The organism is Enterococcus sp. MSG3290, assembly GCF_050555565.1.
GTDB classification, from domain to species: domain Bacteria; phylum Bacillota; class Bacilli; order Lactobacillales; family Enterococcaceae; genus Enterococcus_B; species Enterococcus_B faecium.
Map to the genome: position 1 here is coordinate 1 of NZ_CP187862.1, position 12,158 is coordinate 12,158.

Annotated in this window: 10 protein-coding genes; all 10 read left to right on the forward strand. The window is 39.7% G+C overall.

Annotation, left to right across the window (positions count from 1 at the left end; all coding sequences use genetic code 11):
• The 10 genes from dnaA to IGL31_RS00050 all read left to right on the forward strand — a co-directional run bounded on the left by dnaA (position 1) and on the right by IGL31_RS00050 (position 12,154).
• Positions 1–1,335, forward strand: a complete 1,335-nt coding sequence (gene dnaA / locus IGL31_RS00005; protein WP_002288360.1) for a chromosomal replication initiator protein DnaA — start codon at positions 1–3, stop codon at positions 1,333–1,335.
• A 197-nt stretch (positions 1,336–1,532) separates the two neighbouring features.
• Positions 1,533–2,663, forward strand: a complete 1,131-nt coding sequence (gene dnaN, locus IGL31_RS00010; protein ID WP_002288361.1) for a DNA polymerase III subunit beta — start codon at positions 1,533–1,535, stop codon at positions 2,661–2,663.
• Positions 2,664–2,891: 228 nt separating this feature from the next.
• Positions 2,892–3,134 carry a S4 domain-containing protein YaaA gene (gene yaaA, locus IGL31_RS00015; protein ID WP_002295251.1) on the forward strand — a complete coding sequence of 81 codons (243 nt, stop codon included), beginning with the start codon at positions 2,892–2,894 and terminating at the stop codon, positions 3,132–3,134.
• Positions 3,121–4,245, forward strand: a complete 1,125-nt coding sequence (recF, locus tag IGL31_RS00020; protein ID WP_081156902.1) for a DNA replication/repair protein RecF — start codon at positions 3,121–3,123, stop codon at positions 4,243–4,245. Before yaaA ends, recF begins: the two co-directional genes overlap by 14 nt.
• Positions 4,242–6,188, forward strand: coding sequence for a DNA topoisomerase (ATP-hydrolyzing) subunit B (gene gyrB / locus IGL31_RS00025; protein WP_002288364.1), 1,947 nt, complete (start codon positions 4,242–4,244; stop codon positions 6,186–6,188). The genes recF and gyrB overlap by 4 nt, the downstream gene beginning before the upstream one ends.
• A 19-nt stretch (positions 6,189–6,207) precedes the next feature.
• Positions 6,208–8,679: a DNA gyrase subunit A gene (gyrA, locus tag IGL31_RS00030; protein ID WP_002325156.1), complete on the forward strand. Its 2,472-nt coding sequence runs from the start codon at positions 6,208–6,210 to the stop codon at positions 8,677–8,679.
• 235 nt (positions 8,680–8,914) lie between these two features.
• On the forward strand, positions 8,915–9,214 hold the full coding sequence (gene rpsF / locus IGL31_RS00035) for a 30S ribosomal protein S6 (protein ID WP_002288366.1): 300 nt from the start codon (positions 8,915–8,917) through the stop codon (positions 9,212–9,214).
• 49 nt (positions 9,215–9,263) lie between these two features.
• Positions 9,264–9,776: a single-stranded DNA-binding protein gene (gene ssb / locus IGL31_RS00040; RefSeq protein ID WP_002288368.1), complete on the forward strand. Its 513-nt coding sequence runs from the start codon at positions 9,264–9,266 to the stop codon at positions 9,774–9,776.
• A gap of 25 nt (positions 9,777–9,801) precedes the next feature.
• Complete coding sequence (gene rpsR / locus IGL31_RS00045; RefSeq protein ID WP_002288370.1) at positions 9,802–10,038, forward strand: 30S ribosomal protein S18; 237 nt, start codon at positions 9,802–9,804, stop codon at positions 10,036–10,038.
• 142 nt (positions 10,039–10,180) lie between these two features.
• Positions 10,181–12,154 carry a DHH family phosphoesterase gene (locus tag IGL31_RS00050; RefSeq protein ID WP_002288371.1) on the forward strand — a complete coding sequence of 658 codons (1,974 nt, stop codon included), beginning with the start codon at positions 10,181–10,183 and terminating at the stop codon, positions 12,152–12,154.
• The last annotated feature ends 4 nt before the right edge of the window (positions 12,155–12,158 follow it).

The following is a 12,158-nucleotide window of genomic DNA, read 5'->3' on the forward strand; positions in this document are numbered from 1 at the left end:
ATGGTATCCCTCGATGCTTTATGGAATGAATTAAAAGCAACATACCAAAAGGATTTATCGCCTGCTAGCTATAATACATGGATCGAAACAGCGAACCCTCGAACCCTTGATCAAAACCAGCTCGTTGTTGAGGTTCCTAGCAAGATTCATAAAGAATATTGGGAAAAAAACCTGGCGACAAAAATCGTTGAAGTCGGTTATATGTTATCAGGAAATGAGATTATCCCTCGCTTTATTACTGGCGAAGAAGCAGAGCAAGAAGAAGTTATAGAAGAAAAAAATCCAAAAGTTGTGGCACCTAGTCCGCTAAAAAAAGCCATGCTGAACCCTAAATATACCTTTGATACGTTTGTCATTGGTAAAGGAAATCAGATGGCTCATGCAGCAGCGCTCGTTGTAGCAGAAGATCCAGGTTCTATTTATAACCCGCTCTTCTTTTATGGAGGCGTGGGACTTGGTAAGACTCACTTGATGCATGCAATTGGTCATCAAATGCTGCAAAGTCAGCCTAATGCCAAAGTAAAATATGTAAGCAGTGAAACTTTTGCTAATGATTTCATCAATTCGATCCAAAACAAAACAGCAGAAGAGTTCCGTCAAGAATATCGAAATGTTGATTTACTGCTAGTGGATGACATTCAATTTTTTGCAGAAAAAGAAGCTACGCAAGAAGAGTTTTTCCATACTTTCAATGCCTTGTACAATGAAGGGAAACAAATCGTACTAACCAGTGATCGGTTGCCAAACGAGATTCCGAAACTGCAAGAACGCCTTGTTTCTCGCTTTGCATGGGGGCTGTCTGTTGATATTACACCGCCGGATCTTGAAACAAGAACAGCGATTTTACGTAAAAAAGCGGCGGCTGAACGTCTAGAGATCCCAGATGACACACTAAGCTACATCGCAGGACAAATTGATTCTAACATTCGTGAATTAGAAGGTGCACTTGTTCGAGTGCAAGCTTTTGCTGCGATGAATAGTGAAGATATTTCGACTAGTCTAGCTGCAGACGCACTGAAAACGTTAAAATCAGGAAAAGGACATCCTCAATTGTCAATCCTGCAGATCCAAGAAGAAGTGGCAAAGTATTATCACATCCAATTGAAAGATCTCAAAGGAAAGAAACGCGTCAAATCTATTGTTGTTCCTAGACAAATCGCTATGTATTTGGCACGTGAGCTCACAGATAATTCTTTACCGAAAATCGGAGCTGAATTCGGTGGCAAGGATCATACAACGGTTATCCATGCTCATGAAAAAATCCAGCAGCTGATGGATTCTAGTGTCAGTATGCAAAATGAAGTATCAGAAATCAAAAACTTTTTACTAAATTAATTTGTCGATTCTATCAACTGAAAATAGCATGTGGATAAAAGAAAAAAACGTTCAAAAGTTATGCACACTTTTTCCACAGCTGTTTTTTCGTTTCTCTCTTACGTTTTTTGAGTTTTCCACAGAATCAACATGCCCTATTACTTTTATTATTCTTTTTAACTAATAATAAATAAACAAACATTCAAAGGAGATACATCATGAAAGTTACTTTAAACCGAGCTAGCTTTATGCAGGAATTGCAAACTGTTCAACGAGCTATTTCAAGCAAAACCACGATCCCTATTTTGACAGGTGTAAAAATCACACTGACACAAGAAGGTTTGACTTTGACGGGGAGCAACGCTGATATATCAATTGAAACTTTTTTGTCTGTTGAAAACGAAAAAGCAAATATGCAAATCGAATCTACTGGTTCCATTGTTTTACAAGCACGTTTCTTTAGCGAAATCATTCGGAGACTTCCTGAAGAAACATTTACTTTAGAAGTTTTAGAAAATAAACAAGTAGCGATTACTTCTGGAAAAGCGAATTTTATCGTAAATGGATTAGATGCAGATAACTATCCTCATCTTCCTGTTGTCGAAAGCCATAACCAGATGAAATTACCTGTACACGTATTGACTAAACTAATCAACGAAACAGTTTTTGCTGTCTCACAACATGAGAGTCGTCCAATCTTGACAGGTGTGCATTTCATTTTATCTGATAATTCTTTATTGGCTGTAGCTACTGATTCTCACCGTCTAAGTCAACGCGTGATTCCAGTAGAACAAGCGGCTGATCATTTTGATATTGTTATTCCTGGAAAAAGTTTGATCGAATTATCTCGCTCATTAACAAATGAAGAAGAGATCGTCGAAATCAGCATTATGGAAAACCAAGTGTTGTTCAAAACAGAAACGATGTATTTCTATTCCCGTTTGCTAGAAGGAAACTATCCTGATACCAATCGTTTGATTCCTTCAAGTTTTAATACAGAGGTTGAATTTTCTGTTCCTAGCTTTTTAGCGGCGATCGAACGGGCTTCTTTACTTTCTCATGAAGGCCGTAACAACATCGTTCGTTTATCTATTCGTCCAGATGCGGTTGTTTTATACGGAAATTCGCCAGAAATCGGGAAAGTAGAAGAAAGCTTGAGTTATACAGCAAGCAGTGGCGATCCATTAGATATTTCTTTCAATCCGGATTATATGAAAGCAGCGTTGCGTGCATTTGGAGATATGAGCATCAAAGTGAAATTTATCTCTGCTATTCGTCCATTTACATTGGAACCAACGGAAGATGGCGTTCAATTTATTCAGCTGATTACTCCTGTACGTACAAATTAACAATGATTTTCAATGTTCTTGAAAATTTAATTGAAAAGAAATAGAAAAAATAAAATTTTAAACAGAAGGCCCTAAAATCTCTTTTAAGGCTTTCTGTTTATTTTTGTTTAAATCACCTTTTTTAGATTAAATCGTCTTATATGGAAAAATATATGGATAAATTTGTTTTATTGCGAAAAAAAAGGTATAATAGAGTATACTTTTAATAATGAAAATGAGGGATGGGCATTGAAACAACAAGTCATTCTAAATACGGAATTCATGACGTTGGGCCAAATGTTGAAAGAAGTCACAGTTATCGGTAGTGGCGGACAAGCAAAATGGTATTTGGCAGAAAACACTGTGTTAGTCGATGGCGAACCAGAAAATCGTCGTGGACGCAAACTTTATCCCGGCATGATGGTTGAAGTTCCAGAAGTAGGAACTTTTTTTATGGTAAAAAAAGGAAACGACGATAATGAGGCTGAATAAGCTGTATTTAAAAAATTATCGAAATTACGAAGAGCTGAACATCGAATTTTCCAAGAACCTCGTCATCTTTTTAGGAGAAAATGCGCAAGGAAAAACGAATCTTTTAGAAAGTATCTACGTATTAGCTATGACGCGAAGTCATCGGACAAGTAGTGAGCAGGAATTGATTGGCTGGACTGACGATCAGGCGATGATTCAAGGAGAGATCACAAAAGGTTCATCCACTCTTCCATTAGAAATCTTATTATCTAAAAAAGGCCGAAAAACCAAGATCAACCATATCGAACAGAAAAAGTTAAGTACTTACGTGGGACAAATGAATGTCATTTTATTTGCACCAGAAGATCTTTCTTTAGTAAAAGGCAGCCCGCAGATCAGGCGGAAGTTTTTAGATATGGAATTAGGCCAGATCAATCCAATCTATCTTTATGATCTTGTCCAATACCAAGCAATTTTGAAACAAAGAAACCAGTATTTAAAGCAATTGAATGAAAAAAAACAAACTGATTTGCTTTATTTGGATATTTTGTCCGAACAACTAGCAGCGTTTGGCAGCAAAGTATTGAAAGCAAGAGCACAGTTCGTCAAGCGATTGGAGTTTTGGGCTAATTCTTTGCATCAGCAAATCACCCATCAAAAAGAGCAGCTGGAAATCGAGTATCTCACCGCAGTCGATTCTTTAGAAACACATACGCAAGAGCAAATCCAAGAACAATTTCTCGCACTTTTGAACCAAAATAAAAAGAAAGACCTTTTTCGGGGAACAACGACAGCTGGTCCTCATCGTGACGATCTTTCCTTTTTTATTAATCAGAAAAATGTGCAGACTTATGGATCGCAAGGACAGCAAAGAACAACTGCACTAAGTGTCAAATTAGCAGAAATCGATTTGATTAAAGAAGAGACAGGGGAATATCCAATCCTTTTGTTAGATGATGTGATGAGCGAGCTGGATGATAATCGTCAACTCCATCTGCTAGAAACAATCGAAGGAAAAGTTCAAACGTTCTTAACAACAACGACACTTGACCATGTAAAAAATAAAATGACTGTTGAACCTGAGATTTTTTATGTTCAACAAGGGAAACTAAAAGGAGAAGAAACTGAATGACAGAAGAAAGAAGTTTAGTAGAACGCGCTAAAGAGTATGATGCCAGTCAGATTCAAGTACTTGAAGGACTTGAAGCCGTTCGTAAACGACCTGGCATGTATATCGGTTCGACTAGTTCTGAGGGTCTGCATCACCTTGTTTGGGAAATTGTCGATAATTCGATCGATGAAGTATTAGCAGGTTTTGCAACGAAAATCCATGTGATTATTGAAAAAGACAACAGTATCACCGTTATTGACGACGGTCGGGGGATACCTGTAGATATCCAGGCAAAAACTGGACGTCCTGCAGTTGAAACGGTCTTTACTGTTTTACATGCTGGAGGAAAATTCGGCGGTGGTGGGTACAAAGTTTCTGGTGGACTTCACGGAGTAGGATCTTCTGTTGTTAACGCGCTTTCTACACAGCTTGATGTCAAAGTATACAAAGAAGGAAATGTGTACTATCAAGAATATCGTCGTGGAGCTGTAGTGGACGACTTAAAGATTATCGAACAAACGGATCGCCATGGAACAACGGTTCACTTTACGCCAGACCCTGAAATTTTTACAGAGACAACTGAGTTTGATTTTTCAAAATTGGCTACCCGGATCCGTGAACTTGCTTTCTTGAACCGCGGGATGCGTATATCGATTGAAGACAAACGAGAAGAAGAACCAGTCATCAATGAATACCATTATGACGGCGGGATCAAAAGTTATGTCGAATACTTGAATGCAAACAAAACCGTGATTTTTCCAGAACCTGTATATTTGGAAGGTGAACAGCAAGATATCGCAGTTGAAGTCTCTATGCAATATACAGACGGCTACCATTCCAATATCATGAGTTTTGCCAACAATATCCATACGTATGAAGGCGGAACACATGAATCAGGATTCAAGACTGCTTTAACTCGTGTGATAAATGATTATGCCCGAAAACAAAAGCTGATGAAAGAAAATGACGACAACTTGACCGGTGAAGACGTGCGAGAAGGATTGACAGCTGTTATTTCTATCAAGCATCCTGACCCTCAATTCGAAGGACAAACAAAAACAAAATTGGGCAATTCCGAAGTACGGACAGTCACTGATCGGTTATTTAGCGAACATTTCATGAAATTCTTGCTGGAAAACCCAAGTGTGGGCCGTCAAATTGTTGAAAAAGGATTACTAGCTTCCAGAGCTCGTCTAGCAGCGAAACGTGCGCGTGAAGTAACGAGACGTAAAGGTGCTTTAGAGATCAGTAATCTGCCAGGAAAATTAGCGGACTGCTCTAGCAACGATCCTGAAAAATGCGAATTGTTCATCGTCGAAGGAGATTCGGCCGGCGGATCAGCTAAGCAAGGTCGTAATCGAGAGTTTCAAGCCATCTTGCCTATTCGTGGGAAAATCTTGAATGTTGAAAAAGCAAGCATGGACAAGATCTTGGCAAATGAAGAGATCCGGTCTTTATTTACTGCTATGGGTACAGGGTTTGGAGAAGATTTTGATGTATCGAAAGCTCGCTACCACAAATTAGTTATCATGACTGATGCCGATGTCGACGGCGCGCATATCCGTACATTGCTGCTGACTCTTTTTTATCGTTACATGCGTCCTATTGTTGAAGCTGGATACGTCTATATTGCTCAGCCACCTTTATACGGGGTAAAACAAGGGAAGAATATTACGTATGTACAACCAGGAAAAAATGCAGAAGAAGAGTTGAAACAAGTCGTTGCTTCACTTCCTGCCTCACCAAAACCAAGCGTTCAGCGTTATAAAGGACTTGGAGAAATGGATGATCATCAACTATGGGAAACAACTATGGACCCAAGCAATCGGATGATGGCCCGCGTCAGTGTGGACGATGCTATTGCAGCAGATCAGATATTTGAAATGTTGATGGGGGATCGAGTAGAACCCCGTCGTGCATTCATCGAGGAAAATGCACACTATGTGAAGAACTTAGATATTTAATCATGAAGGAGGAAAAAGAATGAGTGAAGAAATCAGAGAAAACATCCATGATGTCAATCTAACCAGCGAAATGAAAGACTCCTTCATCGATTATGCGATGAGTGTTATTGTCGCACGTGCACTTCCTGATGTCAGAGATGGTCTGAAACCCGTTCACCGCCGTATTTTATACGGCATGAACGAATTAGGTGTAACACCGGATAAAGCCCATAAAAAATCTGCCAGAATCGTCGGAGATGTCATGGGTAAATACCATCCTCATGGAGACAGTGCGATCTATGAGTCAATGGTACGGATGGCGCAGCCATTCAGCTACCGTTATATGCTAGTGGATGGTCATGGAAACTTTGGTTCTGTTGACGGTGACGGTGCCGCCGCTATGCGTTATACCGAAGCACGGATGAGCAAAATCGCTACAGAAATGCTGCGTGATATCAATAAGAACACTGTTGATTTCCAAAGCAACTATGATGATACAGAAAAAGAACCAGTTGTACTACCTGCTCGCTTCCCGAATCTTTTAGTGAACGGAACAACGGGGATCGCCGTAGGTATGGCCACGAATATCCCACCTCATAACTTGTCTGAGGTAGTAGCGGCTATCGATTTGCTGATGGATAATCCTGATGTGACGACCAATGAATTGATGGAAGTATTACCTGGACCAGATTTTCCAACAGGTGGTTTGGTTATGGGGAAATCAGGAATCCGAAGAGCGTATGAAACAGGTAAGGGATCTATTACCGTACGTGCAAAAGTTGAGATTACTGAGATGCCAAATGGTAAAGAACGGATCATCGTGACAGAATTGCCTTATATGGTCAATAAAGCAAAATTGATCGAACGGATTTCTGAACTGCACAGAGACAAGCGTATCGAAGGGATCACAGATTTGCGGGACGAATCTTCCCGTGAAGGTATGCGGATCGTCATTGACATCCGTCGTGACGCCAGCGCATCCGTTATCTTGAATAACTTATATAAATTGACATCCTTGCAAAATTCATTTGGATTCAATATGTTGGCGATCGAAAAAGGTGTGCCGAAAGTTTTGAGCTTGAAACAAATTCTTGAAAACTATATCGAACATCAGCGCGAAGTCATCACAAGACGGACGGTCTTTGAAAAAGAAAAAGCAGAAGCAAGGGCACACATTTTAGAAGGTTTGCGTATTGCTTTGGATCATATCGATGAAATCATTGCGATTATCCGCGGGTCTAAATCAGATGACGAAGCAAAAGCGACGATGATCGAACGGTTCGATTTATCCGATCGCCAGTCTCAAGCTATTTTAGATATGCGTTTACGCCGATTGACCGGTTTGGAACGGGAAAAAATCGAAAATGAATACCAAGAACTCTTAAAACTGATTGAAGATTTAACTGACATTCTGGCAAGACCAGAACGTGTTACAGAAATCATCAAGAATGAATTAGCAGACTTGAATCAACGATTTGGTGATAAACGACGCACAGAATTACTAGTCGGTGAGGTCTTAAGTCTGGAAGATGAAGATTTAATCGAAGAAGAAGAAATCGTTATTACATTGACAAACAATGGTTACATCAAACGTTTGGCAAATAATGAATTCAGAGCTCAACGAAGGGGTGGACGTGGTGTCCAAGGAATGGGTATCCACAATGACGACTTCGTCAAAAATCTGGTTTCTTGTTCTACCCATGATACATTGTTATTCTTTACGAATAACGGAAAAGTGTATCGGGCAAAAGGATACGAAATTCCAGAATACGGGCGCACAGCCAAAGGAATACCAATTATCAATTTACTAGGTATCGATTCGAGTGAAAGCATCCAGGCAATCATTGCGGTGACGGGAGAAGCAGAAGAAGGCCACTATCTCTTCTTTACGACGCGTCAAGGTACAGTAAAACGTACTTCTGTCACTGCTTTTGCTAACATCCGAAGTAATGGTCTGATCGCAATTGGTTTGAAAGAAGACGATGAGCTCGTCAATGTGCTACTGACAGATGGTCAATCTAATATCATTATTGGAACACATAACGGCTACTCTGTCACTTTCAAAGAAGAAGCAGTCCGCGATATGGGACGTACAGCTTCCGGGGTCAGAGGAATACGCCTGCGTGAGGAAGATTATGTCGTTGGGGCAGCCTTAATGAAGGAAGATCAAGAAGTATTAGTGATCACAGAAAAAGGTTACGGAAAACGGACAAAAGTATCGGAATATCCAGTGAAAGGCCGCGGAGGTAAAGGGATCAAAACGGCGAACATCACTGAAAAAAATGGTCCACTAGCTGGATTGACCACTGTTTCTGGAGATGAAGACATCATGCTGATTACAGATAAAGGTGTCATTATCCGTTTCAACGTATCGACTGTTTCTCAAACTGGACGTTCAACATTAGGCGTACGTTTGATGAAGATGGAAGCTGATACGAAAGTTGTCACGATGGCAGCAGTCGAACCAGAAGCTGCAGAACAAACAGTTGAAGAACAAGGTTCAGAAGAATAACCATCAAGACTAAGTGTGTAAGCTAGCAAGAATAACCGATTAAAAAATCTGGTTATTCCTGCTGGCTTTTTTGATTAGTTGAATTTCTCTTAAAATATTCGAAACTGTTCATTCTGTATTGCTTTTGACCAAAATAGAGTGTATAATCAGAGCTTGTGAGTAGTCTAATTAATTAGATAACTCTCCTTGCTCTTAGGAACCTAAGAGCCGAAAGTCCACAGGGAGGTGAATATCAATGGAAAACACGAAATATGAAATCATGTACATTATTCGTCCAAACATTGATGAAGAAGCAAAAACTGCTTTAATCGAACGTTTCGATGCAATCTTGAAAGATAACGGAGCAGAAGTTATCGAATCAAAAGATTGGGAAAAACGCCGTTTCGCTTATGAAATGAACGGTTACCGTGAAGGTATCTATCACATCGTTAAAGTATCTTCTCCATCATCAGCAAATGCTGTCAATGAATTTGACCGTCTTGCTAAAATCAACGACGATATCATTCGTCACATGATTGTTAAAGAAGAAGCTTAATTGTTGTTTCATGTGAAACAATAGAAAACGATGAGAGGAGATGACTATTTTGATTAATAATGTTGTATTAGTTGGACGTCTGACGAAAGATCCAGATTTGCGTTACACAGCAAGTGGTACGGCAGTCGCAACATTTACTTTGGCTGTGAATCGTAATTTTACAAACCAAAGCGGCAATCGCGAGGCTGATTTTATCAACTGTGTGATTTGGCGCAAATCAGCAGAAACTTTAGCAAACTATGCTCGTAAAGGAACACTTTTAGGTGTTACTGGACGTATCCAAACTCGTTCTTATGATAATCAGCAAGGACAACGTGTATACGTGACAGAAGTAGTAGCTGACAACTTCCAATTGCTGGAAAGTCGTTCTGCATCTGAAAATCGCCAACAAAGCGGCGGATTCCAAAGTTCTGGTCAATCAGCTGGCGGATTTGGCGGAAACAATAACTCTAATCAAACATCTCAATCATCCAACGGTATGCCTGATTTCGACCGTGATACTTCTGACCCATTCGGCTCAAGTTCAACGATCGACATTTCAGACGATGATTTACCATTCTAAACGAATTTGATAGGAGGGAAATAGAATGGCACAACAAAGAAGAGGCGGACGTAAACGTCGTAAAGTAGACTACATTGCTGCTAACCATATTGAATATATCGATTATAAAGATATCGAATTACTAAAAAGATTTATTTCAGAACGCGGTAAAATCTTGCCACGTCGTGTAACTGGTACAGGCGCTAAAAACCAACGTAAAATTACTGTTGCAATCAAACGCGCTCGTATCATGGGCTTGCTACCTTTCGTTAGCGAAGACTAATAAATCCTAGGAATTGAATGACTGATCCTTTTGATCAGCTATTCAATTCCTTTTTTTCTGTAAAAATAACCTCTATTCGTTTAGTCGCTCGAATGACGAAAGTTATGGTAAAATCAAATTAGTCATATATGGGAGGAAAATTATGGAAAATAAAAACAATCATTTATCCCCGAAACCTCTCTTCCTTATCCTGTTTATATTAATCGAAGTATTGGTAGTCTTAATTTTACCATTTCGTTTTGTTAGCGCTTCGGTCATTCTATTGATGAATTTATGGGGTGTTCGCTATTGGTTGAAAATGAAACGTTGGCTTATTTTAAATAAACGTGAAAAAATCCAGCAGGCTTCGACTGTAGCTGAAACCAATCTAGCTTATGTCTCAGAAGTCATGCCTGTAGGAGTGATTGCTTATCAGCCGTCAAGCCAAAAAATCGAATGGCTCAATCCATTAGCATTGAAAATCAAAGATCAAAGTGGATTAACAGAGGAAGAATTGCTAGATACTTTTTTTACTGCAAAAGAAAAAAAGAAAAACCAAGTCTATCTAGCAGATAAAACATTTCAGTTTGATATGGATACAGTAAAGGGTGTTGTTTATTTTAATGATATTACCCAAAACCAGTTGTTAAAACTCCATCAGACGAACAGTCAGCCGGTGATTGGTATTTTATCTATTGATAACTATGCAGATGCCATTGATAAATTAGATGACAAAGAGATTTCTTATTTGAACTCTTTCGTCACTACACTAGTTTCTGACTGGATGAATGAATACCATGTCTTTTTCAAAAGAATCAACGCAGAACGGTTTTTCTTCGTAGCACAGATGATCGATCTGAAAAAGATGATGGATAAAAAATTTGATTTGCTGGATCGCTTTCGAGCAGAAGCTGAAAAACAGAGCTCGCCTATCACCCTTAGTATGGGGATTGCTTATGGCTCAAGAACCCTCGATGAAATCGGTGGAGAAGCTCAGAATAATTTAGATGTTGCTTTAGTCCGTGGAGGCGACCAAGTTGTCGTGAAAGAGGTAAAAGAAGGAGCAAAACCTGTTTATTATGGGGGGAAATCTGCTAAGAATGTCAAACGCACGCGTGTTCGTTCTCGAGCGATGAGTACCGCTTTGCGTCGGATTTTTGATGAAACAGGCGATGTGTTTATCATGGGGCACAAGTTTCCAGATATGGATGCTTTAGGCTCTGCTTTTGGTGTCAGTTGTCTGGCACGCTTCAACCAGAAAAAAGCTTACATCGTTATCAATGAGAACGAGATCATTCCAGATGTAGAACGGTGTCTTGAAGAAATCCATAAGCATCCTGAATTAGAAATGCAACTAATCTCTCCAGAACGTGCCATAGAGCTGAAAAAAGAAGAGGACCTCCTCGTGATGGTGGATTACCATAAACCTTCTCTATCGATCTCTCAGGGCCTATATGAGCAATTTGATAAGATTGTGATCATTGATCACCATCGTCGTGGGGAAGAGTTTCCAAGTAAACCTCTGCTGACTTATATTGAATCTTCAGCTTCTTCAGCTTCAGAGCTAGTTTCTGAGCTGATCCAATACCAAAGCAGCAAAACAAATCGCTTAGATCGTTTTGAGGCCACATTATTGCTTGCAGGGATGGTTGTAGATACAAATAGTTTCAATGTCCGTACAACTGCACGAACTTTTGACGTTGCCAGCTATTTAAGGTCTTGTGGAGCAGACGCATCCTTAGTACAATATTTATTGAGCTCGGATTTAGCGACATACTTGGAGATCAGCAATTTGATTGCTGGAAGCGACTATGTGACTTCTGATATTGTTGTGGCGGCAGGGACAGACGAAAAAGAGTATAATAGTGTTATAGCAGCAAAAACAGCAGATACATTGCTTTCGATGATCAATATCAATGCAGCTTTCGTCATTACAAAGCGGACAGACGGCTTGATTGGGATCAGTGCCAGAAGTACCGGCACGATCAACGTCCAAATCATCATGGAATCCTTAGGTGGCGGAGGACACTTCACAAACGCAGCTACTCAACTGGAAAATACGACAGTTGAGGAAACAAAACAGAAGCTATTTGCTGCAATCAAAGAAAATATGAATCAAATATATGATAAGGAGTAATCCA

Bases quoted from the DNA above. Each gene is read 5' to 3' on its own strand.
- dnaA (WP_002288360.1), top strand. From the start codon at position 1: ATGGTATCCCTCGATGCTTTATGGAATGAATTAAAAGCAACATACCAA.
- dnaN (WP_002288361.1), top strand. From the start codon at position 1,533: ATGAAAGTTACTTTAAACCGAGCTAGCTTTATGCAGGAATTGCAAACT.
- recF (WP_081156902.1), top strand. From the start codon at position 3,121: ATGAGGCTGAATAAGCTGTATTTAAAAAATTATCGAAATTACGAAGAG.
- gyrB (WP_002288364.1), top strand. From the start codon at position 4,242: ATGACAGAAGAAAGAAGTTTAGTAGAACGCGCTAAAGAGTATGATGCC.
- gyrA (WP_002325156.1), top strand. From the start codon at position 6,208: ATGAGTGAAGAAATCAGAGAAAACATCCATGATGTCAATCTAACCAGC.
- rpsF (WP_002288366.1), top strand. From the start codon at position 8,915: ATGGAAAACACGAAATATGAAATCATGTACATTATTCGTCCAAACATT.
- rpsR (WP_002288370.1), top strand. From the start codon at position 9,802: ATGGCACAACAAAGAAGAGGCGGACGTAAACGTCGTAAAGTAGACTAC.
- IGL31_RS00050 (WP_002288371.1), top strand. From the start codon at position 10,181: ATGGAAAATAAAAACAATCATTTATCCCCGAAACCTCTCTTCCTTATC.